Annotated in this window: 14 protein-coding genes; 11 read left to right on the top strand and 3 right to left on the bottom strand. The window is 48.7% G+C overall.

Going from position 1 to position 22,423, the window contains the following annotated elements; genetic code table 11:
- The first annotated feature begins 102 nt into the window (after positions 1 to 102).
- From MKZ32_RS00075 to MKZ32_RS00085, 3 genes are all read left to right on the top strand, one after another.
- Complete coding sequence (locus MKZ32_RS00075; protein ID WP_239795383.1) at positions 103 to 1,560, top strand: c-type cytochrome; 1,458 nt, start codon at positions 103 to 105, stop codon at positions 1,558 to 1,560.
- A gap of 74 nt (positions 1,561 to 1,634) precedes the next feature.
- Positions 1,635 to 1,847 (top strand): hypothetical protein, encoded by a 213-nt coding sequence (locus tag MKZ32_RS00080; protein WP_239795384.1) that lies wholly within the window; start codon positions 1,635 to 1,637, stop codon positions 1,845 to 1,847.
- The gene (locus tag MKZ32_RS00085; protein ID WP_239795385.1) at positions 1,834 to 3,243 is read left to right on the top strand and encodes a patatin-like phospholipase family protein; all 1,410 of its coding nucleotides are present in this window, start codon (positions 1,834 to 1,836) and stop codon (positions 3,241 to 3,243) included. Before MKZ32_RS00080 ends, MKZ32_RS00085 begins: the two co-directional genes overlap by 14 nt.
- A 116-nt stretch (positions 3,244 to 3,359) precedes the next feature.
- Here MKZ32_RS00085 and MKZ32_RS00090 read toward each other — a convergent pair whose 3' ends face one another.
- Both MKZ32_RS00090 and MKZ32_RS00095 read right to left on the bottom strand, forming a co-directional pair.
- Positions 3,360 to 4,253 (bottom strand): exonuclease domain-containing protein, encoded by an 894-nt coding sequence (locus MKZ32_RS00090; protein WP_239795386.1) that lies wholly within the window; start codon positions 4,251 to 4,253, stop codon positions 3,360 to 3,362.
- A complete protein-coding gene (locus MKZ32_RS00095; RefSeq protein WP_239795387.1) occupies positions 4,254 to 4,622 on the bottom strand; it encodes a hypothetical protein in 369 nt (122 codons plus the stop codon). It lies immediately after the preceding gene.
- 484 nt (positions 4,623 to 5,106) lie between these two features.
- On the opposite strand from MKZ32_RS00095, the gene MKZ32_RS00100 reads away from it, so the two are divergent.
- The 5 genes from MKZ32_RS00100 to MKZ32_RS00120 all read left to right on the top strand — a co-directional run bounded on the left by MKZ32_RS00100 (position 5,107) and on the right by MKZ32_RS00120 (position 11,901).
- Positions 5,107 to 8,076 carry a hypothetical protein gene (locus MKZ32_RS00100; RefSeq protein WP_239795388.1) on the top strand — a complete coding sequence of 990 codons (2,970 nt, stop codon included), beginning with the start codon at positions 5,107 to 5,109 and terminating at the stop codon, positions 8,074 to 8,076.
- Between the two features lie 229 nt (positions 8,077 to 8,305).
- Positions 8,306 to 8,842, top strand: coding sequence for a hypothetical protein (locus MKZ32_RS00105; protein ID WP_239795389.1), 537 nt, complete (start codon positions 8,306 to 8,308; stop codon positions 8,840 to 8,842).
- 64 nt (positions 8,843 to 8,906) lie between these two features.
- Positions 8,907 to 9,725, top strand: a complete 819-nt coding sequence (locus tag MKZ32_RS00110) for a polysaccharide deacetylase family protein (protein WP_239795390.1) — start codon at positions 8,907 to 8,909, stop codon at positions 9,723 to 9,725.
- A gap of 610 nt (positions 9,726 to 10,335) precedes the next feature.
- Entirely contained in the window at positions 10,336 to 10,872 is a 537-nt protein-coding gene (locus tag MKZ32_RS00115; protein ID WP_239795391.1) for a hypothetical protein, read from the top strand.
- 177 nt (positions 10,873 to 11,049) lie between these two features.
- A complete protein-coding gene (locus tag MKZ32_RS00120; protein WP_239795392.1) occupies positions 11,050 to 11,901 on the top strand; it encodes a polysaccharide deacetylase family protein in 852 nt (283 codons plus the stop codon).
- 121 nt (positions 11,902 to 12,022) lie between these two features.
- On the opposite strand, the gene MKZ32_RS00125 is transcribed toward MKZ32_RS00120, so the two are convergent.
- On the bottom strand, positions 12,023 to 13,249 hold the full coding sequence (locus MKZ32_RS00125) for a methyltransferase domain-containing protein (RefSeq protein ID WP_239795393.1): 1,227 nt from the start codon (positions 13,247 to 13,249) through the stop codon (positions 12,023 to 12,025).
- A gap of 580 nt (positions 13,250 to 13,829) precedes the next feature.
- Between MKZ32_RS00125 and MKZ32_RS00130 the strand changes: the two genes are divergently transcribed.
- The 3 genes from MKZ32_RS00130 (at position 13,830) to MKZ32_RS00140 (ending at position 22,276) form a co-directional block, all read left to right on the top strand.
- Positions 13,830 to 16,010 carry an O-linked N-acetylglucosamine transferase family protein gene (locus MKZ32_RS00130; protein WP_239795394.1) on the top strand — a complete coding sequence of 727 codons (2,181 nt, stop codon included), beginning with the start codon at positions 13,830 to 13,832 and terminating at the stop codon, positions 16,008 to 16,010.
- Between the two features lie 6 nt (positions 16,011 to 16,016).
- Entirely contained in the window at positions 16,017 to 19,982 is a 3,966-nt protein-coding gene (locus MKZ32_RS00135; RefSeq protein WP_239795395.1) for an O-linked N-acetylglucosamine transferase, SPINDLY family protein, read from the top strand.
- 137 nt (positions 19,983 to 20,119) lie between these two features.
- Positions 20,120 to 22,276: an O-linked N-acetylglucosamine transferase, SPINDLY family protein gene (locus MKZ32_RS00140; RefSeq protein WP_239795396.1), complete on the top strand. Its 2,157-nt coding sequence runs from the start codon at positions 20,120 to 20,122 to the stop codon at positions 22,274 to 22,276.
- Positions 22,277 to 22,423 lie beyond the last annotated feature (147 nt).

Below are 22,423 nucleotides of genomic sequence, written 5' to 3' on the forward strand. Positions count from 1 at the left end.
TGGGGGAGAAGGGCTTTGCTTCCCTCTCCCCCAGGGAGAGGGACTAAGGGTGAGGGAAGGAATGTCCATGAACAAAAAGATCAATAAGGAAGGAGAAATATCATGACAAAACTCTGCAAATGCTCTCGCTGGCTGCTCCCACTCGGTATTCTTGCCCTCATTACGGTCGCGGTGCTCGGCTATGTCAGCTGGGATCGGTTCTTCCGCGATTACGGCCAACCGCCATTCTCCAGCGCGGAGGAGCGCTTCAAATATGGCTCTATCGGTGCTGAATTCGATGCCGGTATTCCTTACTGGATTTTCTATGTGCTGCCGCGCATGTTTCCGGAAAAATTGCCGAAGCCGGGCGGCCTTGCCGCTTTTGGTGTGAACTGGGAGCAGGGAAAAGAGTTGCCCATCGGCTTCACCAAACGCCGTATCGGTTTTGATCGCGTGGCCAATAACTGCGCTGCCTGTCATGTGGCAAGTTACCGCAAAGCGCATAACGAGAATCCTGTTCTCATCGCCACCGGCCCCAACCACACGCTTGATCTGGAAGCCTTCTTCCGCTTCCTGGTCGATTGCGCGAAAGACCCGCGTTTTAATGCCGATAATTTGATGTCCGAGATCAATGGCGCCGCCAAGCTCGACTGGATTGACCGCATGGCTTACCGCTTCCTCATTATCCCGATCACCAAAAAAAGGCTGCTGGAGCGCGAAGGGCAATTCCAGTGGATCTATCGTCATGACTTTCCCGAATGGGGAAGGGGACGCGATGATGCGATGAACCTGACCAAGTATTTCATGATCCGCTGGAAAATGGACGACACGTTTGGGCCCACCGACATGCCTTCGGTATGGAATCTGAAAAAATACAAACCTGAGTTGGGCCACCGCATGAACTTTGCCGGTGATTCCCATGACCCGCGCTCGGTCGTTATGGACTCTGCGCTGGGCTTGCTAGGTGCGGCACCGCATGATAAAAACGATTTTTTGAAACAGATCGACTGGTTGCTCGACTACCTCGGCAACACGCCTGCACCAAAATATCCTTTCATCATAGACCAAGCCCTGGCCGCCAAGGGCAAGTCAGTGTTTGATGCAAACTGCATGCAATGCCATGCGTCCGCCCGTGTCGGAACGCGTATTCTCCTCGCCGAAATTGGCACCGACCGCGGACGCATGGACACCTGGAACCAACAGGCTGCCATTGAAGCAAACAAAGTTGTCAGAGATATGGGCCTCGAACGTAAAGGCCTGGTGGAAGAACCATTGATCGGTTACGTCGCCCAGTTCCTCGATGGTATCTGGTTGCGCGCGCCTTATCTCCACAACGGCTCCATCCCCTCGCTCAGGGATCTGTTAAAACCGCCCAGCCAGCGGCCGCAGGCATTTTGGCGTGGCTACGATGTTTATGATCCCGCCAATATGGGCTTCATTTCGCAAGGCCCGGAAGCGGAAAGGGCAGGTACAAAATATGACACCACCCTGCGCGGCAACGGCAACATGGGCCACGACTTCGGCACCGGGCTGCCGGAAGAGGACAAGAATTCGTTAGTGGAATATCTGAAGACTTTGTAAGGAACGTATCACCCTAATAACAACAATAACAACAGAGACGGATGCGGACTTTTTTAAATCTCAAGGAGAATGCGATGGAATATCTGCTGGCACATTTTTCACGCTCTCGACGAGTGGTGGTCGATGATATTTTTTCTGGACGAACCGAGGAGATCATAGAACTCGAAGCGGGAGCTCACATTGTAGCGCTGGGCCCGCCATATAATTTTACCCCTTCATCAATCAATATTGTTCTGCGCGATACGTCGCCGCTCACGCCGATGGAGGTGGCCTTTGATCCCATATAGCTGCCGGGCCATGGCCGCTCTGGCGCTCTTGCTGGTCTTGGCGACGTCCGGGTGCGCGCACTATCCCGTCAACACTCCGCTTGCAACCTTCCAACAGGATAGCGGTTACCGATTTGTTCAGGATGCCGTCCCCCCGAATACGAACTCATTGTTTGTCTGCCTGGTATTTTCCGGCGGTGGTACCCGTGCGGCGGCATTTTCCTATGGCATTATGGAAAAGCTGCGCGACACCAAGATCGTCTGGCAGGGTGTGACTAAGAGTCTGCTGGACGAGGTGGATTGCATCTCGTCGGTCTCTGGTGGCTCGTTCACTGCGGCCTATTATGGCCTCTTCGGAGAGCAGATTTTCTCCGACTTCAGGACGCACTTTCTTGAGCGCAATGTGCAACGGGAGTTGTTTGGCAAAGCACTGGCTCCAACCAACTGGTTGCGTTTGGCTTCGCCCACCTTCAGCCGCATTGATTTGGCAGCAGAGCTTTACGATGAGGTGTTGTTCGAAGGCAAGACTTTCAAGGATCTGGCTGACCTCAAGAAACGGCCTTTTGTAATCATCAATTCCACCAACTTGGCCAATGGGGACGGATTTCAATTCACTCAGGCACAGTTTGACTTTCTTGGTTCGGATTTGGCGACTTATCCTATTTCCAGGGCGGTTACCGCTTCATCGGCATTTCCCTTTTTGTTGAGCCCATTGAGCCTGAAGAATTACGCAAGTCCTGAGAATTACGTTGTTCCAACGGATGTCAAACTCGGAAAAGAAGATTTCTATGTCAACCGCCGTCGTTATCAGTGGGCACTCAACCAGTTGGCCTATCTCGATAAGGAGGCGCGTCCTTATGTGCATCTCATGGACGGGGGGTTGGCGGACAACATCGGGCTACGTCCGCTTGAAGATGCGTTTTTGCGGACCAGTGGCTTTATTCGAAGTTTGATCAACGAGGGAGAAATCGATAGATTGGTCTTCATCGTTGTCAATGCTCGAACTGACGACCAAGGTGACTTCAGCCGCGCCGAGAGCCCTCCCAGCCTTGGCACGGTGGCCTTCAAAACTGCAACTATCGCGTTAGACAACTACAGCTTCGAGACCATCGAATTCATGCGTGATCTTGCGGCTGCGCGCAAGCAAACGCAAATGGTGATAGCAGCCTGTCAGAAAATGCTGGATAAATGCATGGGTCAGCGCTTGCCACAATTGGCAAAAACTATCGAGCCCTATGTGATTGAGGTGAATTTTGAGGCGATTTCAGACCCCGGGCGGCGTAACTACTTCTTGGGCTTGCCGACCCGTTTTTCCTTGTCGCGCAATCAAGTGAAAGACCTTGTCGACATTGGCCCACAGTTGCTGGATCAGTCTCCTGATTTTAAGGCCCTGCTGGAGTCACTTTCTGGAAACTAAGCATGAAGTTGGCTGTTGGCTGTGACATGGGCTTTTCTGGCCTAATGAAATAAAAGGGTAGCGTCCCCTTTTTCCAAAGGGAGGACAGGATGTTTTGGTCACTCAGGAGCGGTTTGTTAGGCATATTCATGTGTAAGCCTTACTAATTCCTTGAAATCGCTTTCCCCGATAATTCTTATTGGAGCGCCTTGAGAAATTAGTTCCGCTGCCTTTCTATGCTTGGCACTCTTGTCATGACCTGCAAGCTTACTAATATCTTGGTCACCAACTACAAGGATGGTTGTTTTCTGAGTAACTGATGGTGCGACTTGGCAGCCGACTGATGCTGCAAGGTTGGCGGCCTCTTGCCGGCATATTTCGAGAGCACCAGTAAAGACCAGAAGTTCTCCAGCAAGCTCGCCATCGGGATTTCCCTCTCGTCTTATTGCAGCACTGCCACCTCCGACCCCGGGAATTATTGGGCCTCTTACTCTCGACAACCAACCATCGATATCAAGACCCTTTTCTTTACATGCCTTGATAAGAATATGAGCACATGCTTTGGCATCTTCGAGAGCATCATGATGTTTGAACTGAAAACCCAGCATCTTTGAAACAGGCGAAAGACCATATCCTTTCCAAGCGCAATCAATCCACGTTCTACGAGCAACTCTTGCCGAATCTAGCCAACTACAATTTGGGACGGCAATCTTGTACCTTCGACAAGCTTGGCTAATGGCTACTCTGTCGAAATGGGTATGACAAACGGCAACTTTCCCATCAAGTATTGAGCGTAATTTTTCGCTTAAATCCAATAATGTAGGTGACCCGTCAACAGTCTCTTCTGTGATCCCATGGATGGATATATTCAAACCATCAAAATAGTCTTCAGGATCAATGAATGACTTCCATTCGTGTACTAAACGCCCATCAACATACTCGACAAGACCAATTTGGCATATGGAAGCCATATTTGCGTTAGCTGTTTCTACATCTAGCGCAACAAAACTTATATTCTCAATATCCTGCATTCATGCACCGCCATATTTAGAGATATCACTGGTGTATGTCACTTGGACACCTGTACTAGCACAGACCAGTTTGACATCTACTGAAAGGTCAATATTGAGATCTTCGTCTTTCAGACCTTGCAGCTGAGCCAGGTAGAAGTATGAACCCCACTTTTCGCCTTTCATTGGCTTATCTAGTCCGCCTTTCCAATCCAAAGCTGGTAATTCGCCACGTTCGGCGCGAGCAGCAAGTTCCGGCTTTAATATTCTCAGTTCACGCCCGGTTTCCCAACTCCGGATTGAACCTTGATCTTCAGCCTTCCAGCACTTCTCCCAAGAAAGGCCTTTACGAACGGGCTCAGTAATCGAACGGAATATTTTCTTGCTCAACTTTTTGACTCCTCGCGGGTTCGCCTAATGAATAGCGTTTATCTGCCGCCCTCCCCAAACTTGTTTAAACTCACGACCTTATTGGCGGCGAATAAACCTTATTGGACTGAACCACTGGAGAACAGAACCTATGGGGTATGAACTTCGATGCCATTAGTTTATACCATTAGGAAGTCCATTGGTTTTAATGGACTCGCACTCAATGGACAATCTGACTTCAAGCCGTATCATGCTGCGCTTTTTGTACTTGAGACTTAAACTGCCCTGTCAATTACCTATTGAGTGTTGCCCTAATTGCTAATCCCGTACAAACATCATTTACGAACAGTAAATGGTATTATTTGGAACGATTAGTTGCACCTTACTATCTTAGGTATTTCGATAATTCTCTGTTGGTTTGTCGAATGTACTTTCTTCAATATCCGTCACAGAATATCCATTCAAGTGCCCCTTCAGAAGCCATGCCACTAACAAAAGCAATGAAATGATTAGCTACCTTAATAAAAAATTGCTACTAACGGTAATTGTAACTGTATCAGTTGTCGCGATTGGCGGAGGCGCCACCAGCCTTGTCTGGCCGCAAATAAAATTGGAAATGGCACCGTCAGTCTGTGAAGCACGTGGCGCGGTTGATACGCCGAAAATAGTGGATTCTACCGGCGAAGCCAGCATTTATATTGAGGGCTGGGCAGCCGATGCTGCGGGAGTAAGCCGTGTTGAGATGTGGGCGAACGGCAAGTTGCTTGCCAGTGTCAAGCCGAGCCTCGTCAGAACTGATGTGACTTCAGCCCTTCCGCAATGCAAATTTGCGCCTGTTTCCGGATATACCTTTGCATTTGCGCGCGGCATTATTCCGCCGCATACCTCAGCTTTGGAAGTGCGCGCGGCAAACGGCGTTGGTAAGATATTTAACGCTGGCCGGGTGCCCGTTGATTTTTCAAAGCCCTTTGGGGTGTTGGACATAACCGAGCCGATCAAGGCTGATGGTCAAAATTTGATTAGCGGCTGGGCGGTGGGAGGGCGGGACCCGGTGAAAATACGGGTATTGGCGCAGGATAAAGAAATGTTGACGTTGTCAGCCAACAGTAAGCGAGATGACGTTGCCAAGGTGTTCCCAGCTTGGCCGCAGGCGGCAACCAGTGGTTTCGAGGGGGTGCTGCCAATACATAAGTTGCCGCGCGGCCGTTATCGCCTTCAAATTCTGCTTGAAGATGGCAAAGGACATAACAGCGAAATCGTCGGGCCGCAAGTGATTAACGATCTGCCGTTTGGCAAGATATTGGCGCAGCATCACAAAATGATGTCGCCCGGTGCAATAGAGCTGCGCGCCTGGCTGGCCGATGAGCAAGGCATTCGGTCTGCAGAGGTAGAAACTGAAAGCGGTACACCTCTGGGAAAAATGACGCTGACAAAAAAAATGCAGTTGCTATCGGCTTTTTCTGACCCTCGCTTTAACCGTGACAAGGCGGGCGATGCGCCACTCAAGGAAGGTGATCTGTACGATCTGACTGTGCCATTTGCCGTCATACCGTCTGGTTTGCAGCGATTACAGGTACGCGTGGAAGATAATGCGGGCAATATTGCTGTATTGCCTGGGCCGCTGGTGCTCGATAAAAACTTAACCGCAAAACAAACTTGTTCTGGCAAGAAATTGCGTGTGTTTTATCCCGGCGGGGCGGTGGATTTTCGTAATAATTTTCGCCAGTTGCAGGAATTACGCGATATGGCACAAGGCGGCTGTGTTGAAATCGGTTTCCGCGGGCGTGTTGAATATATGCGTACCACCAAAGGCGAGCAGGCCGATTATATATTTGATCCCAACTTTCCTGAGCACCTGCGCAATCGTAACGGCAAGGGTATGACCGGTGAATCCTTGAGTGAGTTATTTGAGACTGCGCTACGCTTTCGCGCACCGTTGATGATCACACTGGATGGCGGCGTCTGGGCCGATTCCAAGTTCGCCGCGCCGGATTTGGATATTGTCGATATGTTGGAGCAAGACGAGCGCGCCGTGCAATGGAATCAGTTCGGCAAGTCTGAGCCAGACAACGCTCTGAAAGGTTTGGCCGGCGCTGTCGACAGTCCGGAATTGGCACGCATGATGAGCCTGAACCGCTACAACCGCCGCTTTCTTGATTACAAGAAGCGTAACCTGCAAGCCGCCGTGCGCGAAATTGTCAAATTCAACCAGACGCATCCCGCCCATTATGTGATGATCAACCTCGACCCGGATGAGTATATCAATCCGTGGTTCTATCTGACCCAGTGGTACGACTACAATCCGGACACATTGCGTCAATACCGAGAATGGCTGTTCCACCTCGGCCCTTACGCAAATGGCGGCGAACTAGCCTTCTCTCGACACGAACCCGGGTTGACTCTGGCCGACGCAAACCGGCTCGCCAAGCGATCCTGGAAGGAAGTTAGCGCCATTGAACCACCACGCCTATCTATCGATTACAGCGATCAATGGCAGCAATTATGGACGCAATTCAGGCGTCATCTAGTGGCACGCCATTATGATGACCTTGCTGCCTGGGTAGTAGAAGCAGGCTTGCCGCCAGAGCGTATTTATACTGGTCAAACTTTTATTCAGGCGGATGTCGCAGTAAGCATTACTGATTATGCCAATGGCTGGAACGACCAGGCGGGGGTGTCGATTGAAGGTGCCAAGCCACGCCAAGGCCATTTGGGCGTGATTTTGTATGGCCCAGCCAGCCGCAACGAAGGCAAGCCGCGCAGCGGTAATAGCCTCATCGACAATATCCGGCGCGTCGATCCTGAATGGGGCGTGGGAGAATTCCATCCCGCCACGATTGCGTTTCCAGAAAAATTGCCGAATCACGGTGAATCCTATGCCACCATGCAGGCGCTCATAAATGGTGGTGTGCACTTTCTGTCACCGATGTGGGGCAGTTACGTGGGTGACCGCATAGTGCACCCGCATAACTTCAAGGCCTACGATGCCATGGAAGGCTCGGCCTATGAGTATCAATTCGTCTGGTGGCTGCGCGCAATGCAAGCGTGGCCGGTCGGCAGCTTGCTTTACCCGTTTGGCAATGATTTGGTGAAGAGCAATGATGGCTGGATCCCGGCAGCCGGAACACGTCTGATAAGCGGTTATGGAGAGCTGCATCTGACGGGGGAAGGTGTGCACATTGGTCTGGTTTCACCGCAGTGGGAAATGCGCTATTTGACGGCCCCGACTGAGCTTGTTGTAACCGGGAGTTGGCCGCAGCAAACCAGAGCATCAGCCGTGTTATTACTGGAGAATGGCGAAAAACTGTCCTGTTTACTCCAGTTAACCGGGCAAAACACGGCACGTTGCCTTTTTCCGGCAGCTCAAAAACAGCAGATGTCGCGCTTGACGTTGGAGTGGCAGCTGCCTGCTGTGCAGCAAAAAGCGGGTGTCAAGATAAGTGGCGTAGCGCTGAAGCTTGTTGAGTCTCGTTGATTTCATGTACTCTGCCATGTATCGGCCTGAAACCCTTTCTGGTAAAGGCTTTACCATCAGATTAGAATTACCAGAGTGGAAAATCGACTCGTCTTTTGAAATTAAACTATCCTGATGCAACGTCTCTCCGACCTCATGCGTTATATTTATTGGCATTACAGTTTTAAGTTCCGCGTTGGCAATTATGGAAGGTTCAGCGCTCTCTTAATCAATGATTCAAAGTTGATGTATGTCTCAGCAAATTCGAACCATTAATACTTTAGTTTTGCCAGACCAGGAGAAACCATTTTTCCGCATATGTATGCAGCAAACGATATGTGAAAATGTGAGAGATTTATTTCGTTTCAAGTTTCACGATTCGCCGCCTGAAGAACCAATTCACTTGGTGGCTTATTACGACAGTAAAGATTCGATTACTCTTCCCGTATGTTACATCCATTTCTATGAATGGCAGGGCTGCTTGCTATGCGGCGGCGCTTGTGTTGATCAACGTGTTCTCAAGAAAATGAGTCCAGAGGAGCGTGCAAGTCTGCGTAATGCTGGCGGCGCATATTATCTGTCTTTGTCCACGGCATTTAAGCACTTCCAGGACAAAACATTAGGGGTGTTCGGCTATTGTGGTGATCCATTATCAGAGCGCATCTCTCTCCGCGCTGGATTTGAAAAAACTCCTTTTAAATATGTGATTGCATGGTGGAGTTCAACTATGCAAGATACAGGAAAGCTCGCTTTAATCGAAAAAGTACGTGAACTTGGGCCGTTTTAATTGTGCTAACCATTCTGGTGAATAGCCTCTTCCATGCGTACCACACAACTGAATTAGCTCAACCATGACAGCACTGATTTTGACGTATCATTCAATGAACGTTGACGGCAATGAGTATTTAAATAACGATCACGTTGCGTTGAGTATGGATTTGCGTTTGCTCACTGAGCTAGGCTGGACGATAACTCCATTGAGCACAATAGTCTGTGCGGTAATTCATCACAAGTTAGACCCTGTAAACAAATGGGTTGCTATTACGTTTGACGACGGCTCATGGTTTGATTGGCACGATCTTGATCACCCTACTCACGGGCAGCAGAAGAGTATGGCGAACATTTTGCGTGATTTTTCCCGAATGCATACTGGACGAGGCCAGCCTCCAATAGAAGCAACGTCTTTCGTAATTGCGTCACCACAAGCGCGTGCGCAACTCGAGGTCACTTGTATGGCGGGACATCGCTGGTGGAGTGATGAATGGTGGCAGCAAGCCCACCATGAAGGAGTGATTCGAATTCAAAATCATAGCTGGGACCATAATCACATCACTTTAGATTCGACAGCTGTTTTGCATGAGAAAGGACGATTTTCAGTCGTTTCAACCTATCAAGAGGCTGATGCGGAGATTCGGCAAGCGTCCGACTATTTGGACTCTATTTGCGGAGCTGCGACATCCACAATTTTTGCCTACCCCTATGGCGAAGCTTCTGACTATTTGGTGCGGGAGTATCTTCCTAATCATACGTCAGAACATCGACTCACCGCGGCACTTACAACTGAACCGGAATACGTCACCAACGATTCTAACCGATGGCTAATTCCCCGTTTCGTATGTGGTTGTGATTGGAAGTCAACAGAAGAACTACGCACGATCTTGCAAAGGTAATCGGGACCGGTATGAGCTCGAAGAGTAGGTGGGGTACCGAATGCGCGGGCTATTTTTCAAACAATTCTAGCGCAAGAGAACGATTTACTAAGCGTAGATGAATCAACAAAAGTCTTGTCGAGAATCTGATTGCACATTTGGCCGTACATCTATTTCAACGAAAGCGATGTACGAACAAGAATGTGCAATTGAAAAAAAAGCGGCCGGCCGGAAGTTGTTCTTCTCAAGCCGCAGCCTCTATTGATCCGGCCAGGATATGTTTGAACTAATCTACCAGTCAAACCGCACAGCGGGGGTACTTTCCACTTAAAACTTCATTTGGCTGTGTTAATAAGTACCAGGTACTCTGAATTGAAGAAACATCTAGTAGATGGCCCCATTAAGAACGGCATTTATTCCTGATCGAGAGGTCTTATTAACCAAGTGGCTGCAGAATACCTGATTGTATAAAACTTGAAATACCCTTAAATCAGCCTCTTTAGGTTTGTCATCATATAATGCCAATTAGCATCAGCAACCGCATTCCTTATCTATAGAGTTCTCACATATGTAATATCGACTACCCATAACGTAGCGCCATACTCATTCTCATATTAAAACAGGTTTTACTATGAAAAGTTTTAACGAATCAATCTGCATTATCCGTACTGAGTCAGCCGCTTTTTTTGTCGCCGACCTTTTCTTGGAAAGTTTTGGTACACCGTTTCCGATCCCTCGTAATAATTGTGGCTTAGCGATTCCTACGCCACCTGAAAACTGGAGGCAATACGTCGCATTTTATCGATGGACCGATTTATATTTTGAACCAATAGGGTTCTGTAATTTCATCCGTTTTGGAGAGGTATATTTGGAGGGGGGAATGTGTGTAAAAAAAGGCTTTTATCGTCGTTTGCCCAAGAATCACTGGCGCGAATGTAAAGATCGGGGAGGAGTCGCACAAATTTTAATGGAAGAGGCATCAAAAGATCTTAACGACTGCACTGCTTGGTTTGGTTATTGTGGGGACAAAATGGCTTATTTGGTCGATAAGCGTGCGGGATACATTGATACGCATCACCCGCATTTGATCGTCAAATGGTTCGCACCACCGAGTACAGAACAACAATATGAACTAATAAATTCAATCGCTGAAATTGGACCGTTCTAATCGCTAAAGGGCCGATTTCAGAGATGGTCAGTGCGTGACTGGCCATCAGAAATTGAAGAACGGCTGATCCCGGAGCAAAACCAGCAAAAAAGGCTTCTTGCAGACTCGTGTGACCTTGGCAGCATTGCGATTTGAATCTATGGGTACAATTATGGTGTTACTTTGGAATTACGAAGTATGAAAGGGATAGTCTTAAGTTATCACTCGCACAACGTTTTTGGAGCGGGATACGAAAATAACGATCACGTAGCTTTTTCAAGAGACCTGGAATTGATTACAGCGGCGGGAGGCGAGATTATTTCATTAATGTCACTTGTCGCGAGAATCCGTCGTTATCAGGCGGGGGAGCGGTCGGACAATGACGAAAAAATTTATGTAGCTCTCACCTTCGATGACGGTCCAGTGTTCGACTACAAAGATTTTATTCACCCGGTTCACGGTTACCAGCGAAGTTTTTATAACGAAATGATGAAGTTTCGAGCTGAACACGATACTAATATCCAGCCAGGATTAAGCGCGACTAGTTTCGTAATTGCTTCTCCGTCCGCGCGTCAAGCGATGGCGCGAAGCCCAGAATGTGGTTATACGTTCCTGGATGAAGACTGGTTAGGTGATGACTGGTGGGAAAACGCTTCCAAAACGGGAATGATTTCAATCGGAAATCACAGTTTGGATCATGTACACCCCGTCGTTCCAAGTGTTGTTCTATCCTCAGAAATACGTGGCAGCTTCCATGAAGTTGCAACATATGCTGATGCGAACGCTCAGATTCGCGACGCTTCGGCTTTAATTTCAAAAAAGACAAATGGACTTTCAGTCCCGTTATTTGCATTTCCCTACGGTCACTACAACGATTACCTCGTAAAAGAATATTTGCCCGATCACATTGACGAGCATGGCTTGGCAGCCGCGTTTTCAGCTGATGGCCGATATATAACAGATCAAGATAACCTGTGGTGTCTGCCGCGATTTATATGTGGATTACATTGGAAATCGCCGGAAGACTTAAATGGCATTCTCAACGGATAGCTCCCAAGTTTACAGTCGCTGCGTGTTCAAAAATAATTGATCACCACTATCTTTTGTTTTCATATGGTGCACAGAATAAAAACCTGTCTAGACTGAAAATTTAAGATAAAAATCGAGACATCTAATGATTGAGATTTTTCTCCGGTTTCTGAACTGCCATGTATGGCTCTTCTACAGCCAAATCCAGAATACTATACGGCTGTAATGCTGCATCATACTCAACTACTTCGCTGGTTCTGATCGCTGCACGGAGTAAAATGTATCCATAGCTTCGCAATTCTTTTTCAAAATCAGCCAGGCGAATAGGATTAAGTTCTTTATAAAAACGCCAATAATCTTCATTTGTGACATTAAAACCTGAACGATCCATTATCGTAGGTTTTGTGGTCATTACCATTTCCTTTAAATCAGCCTCTGGAATGCGCAGATGTAGATGAGGAGTAGAATCGAATTCGCCCAAGTGGCTTCCCAACGCTGAATAGTACAAACCAGGGGCGACGAAAAATAATCCACCTGGTTTCAACACCCGATAAACTTCATCCAACGTTTTTCGATATCCCCCTGCAATATGTTCAAGCGAGCCCCAAGATATCACAACGTCAAAACTCTCATCGGCATATGGGATTTCCTCGCAGCTTTGCTGTATAAAAGTAAAGTTGTCAGGCATTGTTTGTAAAGGCAATCCGTTTTCCCGAGCGACTCTAGGTAATTCTTTTATGTAGTCCACAATATCTAAGGCGACAAGTTCTTGCGGCTGATAGCGCAGAACGATACTCAAATCTGTAATTCCTTCGCCTGCACCGATATCCAAAATTCTGCCATGCAGCTTTTCAGAATTAGCGAGACAAAGTTCTCCAATGACTTTTGCAGCATGACAAAAATGACGATGAAACCAATTAGTCATACCTTGACGCCATGACAGCTGATTTAAACGAGTTTCCGTTTCCGAGTTAATACTCCACGTACCTAACAAAATCTGCTGTGCTGACTCAATCCCATGGATGGAAAACAATTGTAATGAATCCGGTGTGCGAACCTTGCTTACCGTTCCCCATGAAACTCCAAGTTCATAACTGCCCGGAGGAAGTGATACTGGCCATTCAAAGTTGAAGCAGAACTCGCCGCGTGGCAACCAAGGCAGAAATATTCCACCTTGATGCGTATCAGAAGCCACCAAATAGGTGTCAGCCCCTACATGACGAATGAACAAGCGCATTACAGGATCAAAAACACATATGTCCCGAATTTGAAGTCTCATCTGAACTTTTATGATCTGCCCTTCTTGATAAATGTTAGCAATAGGCTGGACATTTAATGCTGCAGGATCAATATTGTTTGGTTGATTCATTTGGACTCTTCGATAAGTTTAGTTTAATAAAAAGGTCTGAGATTCGTTTCATTGAAACTTAGATGACGACTTTATGCTCAAAATTACGGAGTTTTTGAAGGCTAATTTCTGGCCGTATTCTTGGCAAGAAACGCACGAATTTTTTATAGCAACGAACCCATGGCTGACAGAGATGAATGCTATTTGCCTTATGTTCTTGGTGTAAGAACAGGTATTATTTTTGGGGCACTCAAATAAATCAAAGATAGCTGTGAAGTCTGACGGGACAGCTTTTTTGCTATACTGTGCCCTAGTTTTTGGCATTTGGCATTGCGTTGATGTCTGCTCTAGTCATGGCTGAGGCGCGTCTCATTTTAGCTTGCAAAAGACTGTTTCACTTTCTTTCCCTTGTTCGCGCTCGCCGCAAATTATATACGCAATCACTGCTATCCGGAGATTTGAGTATCCATACTCAATAACTCGCACTTTCTCCTTGGCAGATAAATAGTGAAGGCAATTGTTTGAGGTGCCGAATTTTTTGAGAAAGCAGTGAGATGCTGCACTTTGAATTTAGGATTCGCGTCACATTAAGGCATCAAAAATGCAAAATGAAAATCAGTCAATTCCTATCGGCACTCCTACTCACCCAGAGGTGCTTTATCAGTTGGGATTGAAGACTTTTAGTTCAAAAAATTTCGAACAAGCAGCAAATTATTTTAATCAGGCAATACAAGCTGATTCAAAGCAGCCACATTATTGGCTTGCTTTGGGTTTAGTCTCGCAGGCGCAAGGGAAGTTTGACGAAGCAGCAGGATATTTTTGTAAAGCACTTGAACTGAATCCAAATTTTGCACGAGCATATTATCAGTTGGGTACGTTATATCAAATAAAGGGGAGTCTTCATGAAGCTGCTGCTAATTTTAGTCTAGCGTTAAAATTTCTTCCCGATTTCCCCCAAGCTTGGAATAATTTGGGGAGTGTACTTAATTTGCAGGGGAAAATTGATGAGGCAACGGTTGCTTTTTGCGAAGCAGTACGTTTAAAACCAGATTACGTGCTCGCTTACAACAATTTGGGCAGCGCATATCAATCACAAGCAAGAATATGCGAAGCTGAGAGCTGTTATCGTAAATCCATTGAACTTCAGCCGGATAATATTTATGCCCATTTTGGCTTGGGGCATGCTCTTATGGTGCAGTGGAAGATGGAAGAGGCCGAAAAAGTATTACGCCGAGCGCTCTTTCTCGATCCAGGTAATATTCCAGTGCTAAACAACTTGGCTTATTCATTAAAAGAACAAAGCAAGCATGTCGAAGCGGCATCCGTTTATCAGCATGCCTTGTCATTAAAGCCCAATGGTTTGAAGGCATTCATCGGCGCGCACCTGATGTTGCCCGCGATTTATTCCAATGCCATAGAATTGTTCGCGGTACGCAAACGTTACACTGAGGGTCTTAAGACTTTACGTGGTAACACCGAAAACTTCCTTGAAATAGAATCAAAAGAATTATTGTCAGGATTGAACTGGACAAATTTTTATTTGGCTTATCAAGGTCAAGATGACAAATCGATGCAAGTGGAATATGCACATTTTGTGGCGGATATTCTTCGGGTTGCGGCTCCAGATTTAATGCAGCCCCTAAAGCAAGATCCCACGGTCAGCCAACGACGTTTGCGCATTGGTTTCTTGTCGAGTTTTATGCGCGATTGTACCGTCGGATCTTATTTTAAAAGCTGGGTTACTTCTCTTGACAGAGGAATGTTTGAAATTTATTGCTATCACATTGGGCATATACAGGATCAGGTAACTCAAGAGTTTGCCCATGCGTCTGATTGCTATAAACATCTTGCTGGTGACGTTGAGCATGTTGGAAGACAGATCAAGAAAGACCAGCTGGATATCTTGATTTATCCGGAAGTTGGTATGGACCAGGGGGCATTCGTATTGGCAGCCATGCGCTTGGCACCCATACAATGCGCTGCCTGGGGACATCCGGTAACCACCGGCCATGCCAATATGGATTATTTCTTTTCCAGTGCATTAATGGAGCCAGAAAATGCGCAGGCTCACTATAGTGAGCAATTGATTTTGTTGGAGGGAATCGGAACGTGCTATTTAAAACCGGTACTTCCTTCTCCCGCCAAGCGCTCGGACTTTTCATTGCCAGAGGAGCGTGTTCTTTATCTTTGCCCGCAATCGTTATATAAAATTCATCCCGATAACGATAGGCTGATGCTGGAAATTCTGGCACGGAATAAAAACGCTGTGCTGGTATTTTTTCAGGCCACTGATATGTCAATTACACGTGCTTTCATGAAGCGGCTCGGAAATGTATTTGATGAAAGCAGGATGGAGAAAAGCGGTCAAATAAAGATGTTGCCGCGCATGGCTCATGAAAATTATTTGCGTGTCAATATGCTGTGCGACGTCATGCTCGATACCCTGCATTGGTCTGGCGGCAATACAACGCTGGATGCGCTGGCCTGCGGTTTACCCGTGGTAACGATGCCCGGTGAGTTCATGCGTGGGCGACAAAGCTACGGTATGTTGAAGTGTATGGGCTTGAATGAATTGATCGCGCACGATGACAAAGATTATGTTGAGATAGCAACCAGACTTGGTACGGATAGCGCTTGGCATCAGCAAGTTGTGCAACATATAAACACAAGTAGTGACGTTATCTTTGCGGTGGAGACGCCATTGCGTCAGATGGAGCAATTTTTTGCAGCAGCATTGAATGCTCGACCATTAAGCTCACCTTCTGATAACAATTGTAATTAATCATCCATGAATAATCCCGGCAATTTGTTTCAACAGGCAGTGCAGCATCATCAAGCAGGACGGCTAGTGGACGCCATGATAGTTTACCGACAAGTTCTCGTGTTACAGCCCAAGCACCCACAATGTCATTACAACTTGGCACTGGCACTGCAATACTTGAATCAAACCGATGCGGCAATTGCCAGCTACCAGCGCGCCATTGAAATTAATCCTGGTTTTGCCGAGGCACACAACAATCTGGGCAATATCTTTCAAGCCCTGGAGCGCCTGGATGACGCCCGGCAGTCCTACAGCCGCGCCTTGGCAAGTAACTCCAGGCTGCCACAGGCACAATTCAATTTAGGCCTGATACTTAAAAAACAAAAACGGTTCAGTTTGGCGGTGGAGCATTTCCAGGCGGCGATAGACATTGCGCCGGACTATGCGGAAGCTTATGACAATCTCTGTTCACTGCTGAGATTCCTCGACCGCACCGAGGAATGGCTGGATGCATTCAGGAAATACGAGCGTCTGGATAATAAAACCGACTGGTTTTTTGTTGCCGGACTTTCCGCCTGTCGCTACCTGGGCGATTTCACCCGCGAACAAAACTACCTGCAAGCCTTGTTCGCACATCCACTCACAGATGGCGATATCGGGGTGCTGGATAACATTTTAGGGGTGGCGCAGTACTTTGATCTGCCACAAGCGCAGTTACTGCGCTTGTACCATGCCTACAACCAGGCAGTAAAACGTCAACATTTCTCTGAATTCCCGCTGGTTTCTCCCTATCGAACGCAGCGCACAAAATTGCGCATTGGCTATTTGTCGGCGGATTTTCGCGTACATGTGATGGGCAAGCTTATGTACGAAGTGCTGGCGCGCCATGATCGCAGCCAGTTTGAATTGCATCTGTATTCCTTGGCGAGCCAAACAGATGCACTCACCACGCAATTTTCCACGATCAGTGATAAATTCGTTGATCTGCATACGCTGTCTGCGCGCCAAGCCGCCAAGATGATCGCCGAAGATGACCTCGATATACTGATCGACCTGTGCAACCACACCTCTTATTCCAATGCGTTGATCCTCGCCTACAAACCGGCACGGGTGCTGATCACCCATCTTGGCGCTCACGGTGGCATAGGCCTGGATACGGTTGATTACAAGCTGACCGACCATTATGCCGACGTGCCGGAAAATGCGGCATATTTGATCGAAAAACTGTTACCGATGGAAGGTTGTCTTTTCCCCTTTCACCATGTTGAACCGGCTTCGCAGGTCCATTTAAGTCGGGCCGAGTTAGGCATTGCCAAAAATGCAGTGGTATTGGGGGTGTTCGCTAACATAATGAAGTTCAGCCCGCGTTCTCTACAGACCTGGGCGGCAATCTTGACGAGAAACGAACATGCCGTGCTGGCATTTTCGCCTCTGAAAGAAAACGAAAAAACCAGCTATTTACGTCAAATTGCTGCGGCCGGAATCGATCCGGCGCGAGTGAAGTTCATCCCCGCGGCAAAGGACGAGCAGTTGAACCGCGCACGTTATGCGCTGCTGGATATGGCCCTCGATACGTTCCCCTACAGCGGTGGTGATACGACCCTGGCAGCGCTGGATATGGGAGTGCCGGTGGTCACATTGTGTGGTCAGCGTCATAGCGAACGCACGTCTTTCAGTATTTTGATGAACCTCGGCGTGCCTGAAACAATCGCTCACAGCGAAGCTGAATATATCGATCTTGTTTGCCGTCTGGCGAGCGACGCTGGCTGGCGAGGCACGGTGGTGGGACAGATCCGGCGCGGTCTTATCGATTCGCCGCTGGTTGACATGGATGCTTATACCCGGCATCTGGAAGACGCCTATCGTCATGCTATCGCCCAATGTCCCCTAAAAGATTCAGTCGCAAACGACGATAATAAAGCGCTGTTCCAGAAAGGCGTGCGGCAACACCAGGCCAACAACTTGATGGAAGCCGCTGACTATTACCGGCAGGTACTATTGGATGAGCCAGGCCATGCCGCCGCCCTTTATTTATATGGCGTACTTCTGGAACAAATCGGCCAGGAAGATGGTGCCATCGCGCAACTCCAACGTGCAATTGCGATTAGCCCAAGCTATCTTGATGCGCATCTGGCACTGAGCAATCTTTATTTAAAGCAGGGACAGATGGAGGATGCGGTCGCCGGCTTTAATAAGGCGCTGCAAGTTAAGCCCAGCCATTTTGCAGCGCTGAACGGGTTGGGCCGCGCTCTGACTGGGGCTGGACATCTGCCGCAAGCCGTCACCGCCTTGCAGCAGGCGATCCAAAGTCAGCCCCAGGAATCGTCTGCGTATTTCAATCTTGGCGTGGCATATCAAAAACAAGGTATGCCAGATGTGGCAATGGCCACCTATCATCGTGCCCTGGCGCTGGAGCCAAACAATATCGAGGCATTATTCAACCTGGGCGTACTGTTTCAGCAACAAGGCATGCCCGAACGTGCTGCTGCCTGCTATCAAGAAATTCTGCGTATTCAGCCGGATTATGTACCGGCCTATTACCATCTGGGCGATGTATTGTTCGACGCTGGCAAAATCAATTCGTGGCTGGAAAATTTTAAACAGTTCCGGCGGCACGTGCCGCCCTCTGCCATGCTCGCGGTGTATGGCCTGCAAGCCTGCCAGTACTTGGGTGAAGTCGAACAGCAACAGGCGTATCTGGACGACTTGTTGAGCGATAAGTATGTGTTCTTCAATGCCGCCGATGCACTCGACCGGCTGGAGGAAATACTGTTTTTACTTTTGTCTTTTGACATTCCTCCAGAGCATCTCTTTGCTCTGTACCAGCGCTACAATCAGTTGAGTAAGCAGACTTATACCCCCCCGATATCGCTGCCCACACGCATCGCTGGTGGGAAGATCCGGCTGGGCTATTTGTCAGCCGATCTGCGCGATCACGTGATGGGAAAAATGATATATCAGGCCATGTCCCGCCATGATACCGAGCAATTCGAGGTGTACTGCTACTCGCTGTCATCGCAGCAAGATGCGTGGACCGAGCGCTTTCGTGTCTGTAGCCATCGGTTTGTCAGCATCGCAAATCTCGGCGCGCTCAGTGCGGCAAATCGCATTGCAGAAGATAACCTGGATATCCTGGTGGATCTGTCCACCCACACCAAGGGTAGCTTGCCAGCGATTCTGGCGTACAAACCCGCACGCCTGCAGATCACCCACATTGCCAGCGCCGGGGCAGTGGGGCTGGAAAGCATCGATTTCAAGCTGACTGATCATTACGCCGACACTCCAGCAAACCAGGCGTATCTGCTGGAGCGCCTGTTGCCGATGCAGGGCTGTGTATTTCCTTATCGACACATCGCGCCAGCCAGCCAGCACAACTATCAGCGTAAAAAATTTGGCATAGGAAAGCACGCTGTCGTGCTGGGTGCTTTCGTCAGCTTGATTAAGCTGAGTCCGCGCTGTCTCGCATTGTGGCGCCAGGTGCTGGAAGCACTGCCGAGCGCGGTACTCGCGTTCTCGCCGCCCAACATTGAAGCTAAAGCCGGGTATCTGCAACGACTCAAGGTGGCTGGCATAGCAGCATCTCGCGCCGTCTTTATCCCGCTTGGCAAAGATGACGCTCACAACCAGGCGCGCTATACCCCGGTTGATATAGTGCTGGATACCCTGCCCTATGGTGGCGTCAATGGTACGTTGGAAGCGCTCGACATGGGCGTGCCGGTGGTCACACTGCGCGGGGAACGGCATGGCGAACGCACCGGCTTCAGCATTCTGACGAATCTCGGCGTAACGACAACGATTGCCTGCAACGAACAGGAATTTATCGACATCGTCAAACGCCTCGCTAACGATCAAACGTTTTACGCCAGTGTGGCGGATGCTATCCGGCGCGGTTTGGCCGACTCACCGCTAGTCAACATGGATGAGCATGTGCGCTATCTGGAAGAAGCCTATCGACAGGCGTTGCTGCAGAAAGGCATCGTAACATCACGATGAACATCCAATTTTCGTCACAATACGGCGTTACTCGAAAAAAATTATCGCTTACATATCAACATATATGCCGCGCTCAAATTTTTTACTCGTGCCTTGTCTTGTTTAGAAACTTGAATTTTTAGAGGCGCTTTGTAGCCATGACTGATAGTCCCGATTCACTGAATCAGGCCGAGGCGCTGCAGCAGCCTGCCGCCCTGGCGGGACAAGCCGGTAATTTGGAGCGGGCACTGGCCTATCTTGATCAAGCCATCGCTCTCAGTCCGCAAGAGTCGCGCAATTATTTTCTGCGCGGACTCACGCTGGAAGATATGCATCGACCAGATGAAGCTATCGCTAGCCTGAAAAATGCAATTCGCGTGAAGCCGGATTATGCCGAGGCCTACAACAATATCGGCATTATCCTGCATGACCAAAAACGCTTCGAGCAAGCCGCTGCAAAATTCCGCGATGCAATTCATTACAAGCCGGATTATCCCGAGGCTCTTAACAACCTGGGTACCTCGCTTCGTGCGCTGGGTGACTTCATTGGCGCCCAGCAGCAGTTTGCGCAAGCAGCGCTGCTGAAACCGGATTATGCGCTGGCCCATTACAACCTGGGTATCACTCACCTGGATATAGGACAACTCAATCCGGCGGAAACCAGTTTCAGCCATGCGCTTCGCTTGAAACCGGATCACGTTCAGGCTTACAACTATCTCGGTTCTGTTCAGCACCAATTGGGCAAGCTCGATGAAGCGGAAGCCAGTTTCACCCATGCCGCGCAAATGAAGCCGGGCAAGAATGGCGAAGAACTCAACAAACTTGCCCGCGTGTTTTGGGAGCAAGGTCGTATCGAACAAACGCTTGCTGCCTATGGACAAGCGCAAACGCTGATTCCGCATGAACTGAAATCGGCACTTGGCGCCTTGCTGTCGTTGCCCGCCGTATATCGCAATCAGATTGATCTATTGGAAGCACGTCAGCGGTTCGCTAATGGCCTGAAAATCCTGCACGCAAATATCCCGAATTTTATTTCTCACAACCAGCCCCAGAAACTATTAGACGAACTGCGCTGGAGTAATTTTTACTTGGCCTACCAAGGTCTGGACGATAAGAGTTTGCAAATAGACTATGCGCATTTCGTGGCTGCCATGCTGGAGAAAATCGCGCCGCAATTCATGCAGCCGCGCGTGAAAAAAGATGCAGCGGGACGCCGCTTGCGTATCGGTTATCTGTCCAGCTTTTTCAGAAATTGCACTGTCGGGATGTATTTCCGCAGCTGGATCACGAGACTCGATCGCGAGCAATTTGAAATTTTTGTCTATCATACCCGTCCGGAAAAAGATCCTGTTACCCAGGAAATTGTCGACGCTTGTGACCATTTCCGCCATCTTGTCGCGGGCCCTGTTTCGCCTGGTAGCATCGCCTCTACTGTGCTGACGGATGACCTGGATATCCTGGTTTATCCTGAGCTTGGCATGGATAACACCAGTTTCCTGCTGGCTGCCATGCGACTGGCGCCAGTGCAATGTGCGGGCTGGGGACACCCAGTGACGAGCGGCCACGCAAATATCGACTACTATTTTTCCAGCGCCGCAATGGAGCCCGATAACGCCGAGCTTCATTATTCAGAAAAATTGATATTGATCGAGGGTCTAGGCACTTATTACAGCAAACCCGTGCTACCCACACCGGCGCGCCGCGCCGACTTTGCGTTACCAGAAGGCAAAACGCTGTATTTATGCCCGCAATCATTATTCAAAATCCACCCAGACAATGATGCCCTGCTGGCGAACATTCTTGAGCGCGACCCGGATGGCGTCATCGTGCTGTTTGCCGGTCGCCACCCTAACATCACCAACGCCTTTTTTTCACGGCTGGCGCAGACCCTGCGCGTGCGCGGGTTGGAGCCGCAAGGGCGCGGCATTATTCTGTCGTCAATGGCACACGATGATTATCTACGCGTCAATATGTTGTGTGATGTGATGCTCGATACCTTGCATTGGTCTGGCGGTAACACAACCCTGGATGCGCTCGCCTGCGGTTTACCCGTGGTAACTTTGCCGGGAGAGTTCATGCGCGGTCGGCAAAGCTATGGAATGCTGAAATGTATGGGGTTGGATGAACTTATAGCTAAAGACCAGGATGACTATCCAGAGATAGCCATTAAGATCGGCACAGACAGTGCATGGCGCGAGCAAGTTGTACAACGTATCATTACAGGCAGCAATAAAATTTTTGAGATGGAAAAGTCATTACGTCAAATGGAATCGTTTTGTCATTCTGAATTCAACGCGCAATATGGCGGCCAGTAGATCGTTCCGTTAAAAAATTCCAAATAATCCGTTCGGACTGAGCTTGTCGAAGGCCGGTGTTGGCGCGGGACTAGCGGTTCGACAAGCTCACCGCGAACGGAAATGGTTTTGCTGGAACCCACCATTATTAGCCCTATCTCGATTGAA

Origin of the sequence: Candidatus Nitrotoga arctica (assembly GCF_918378365.1) — a bacterium.
In the GTDB taxonomy this organism is placed as follows: Bacteria; Pseudomonadota; Gammaproteobacteria; order Burkholderiales; family Gallionellaceae; genus Nitrotoga; species Nitrotoga arctica.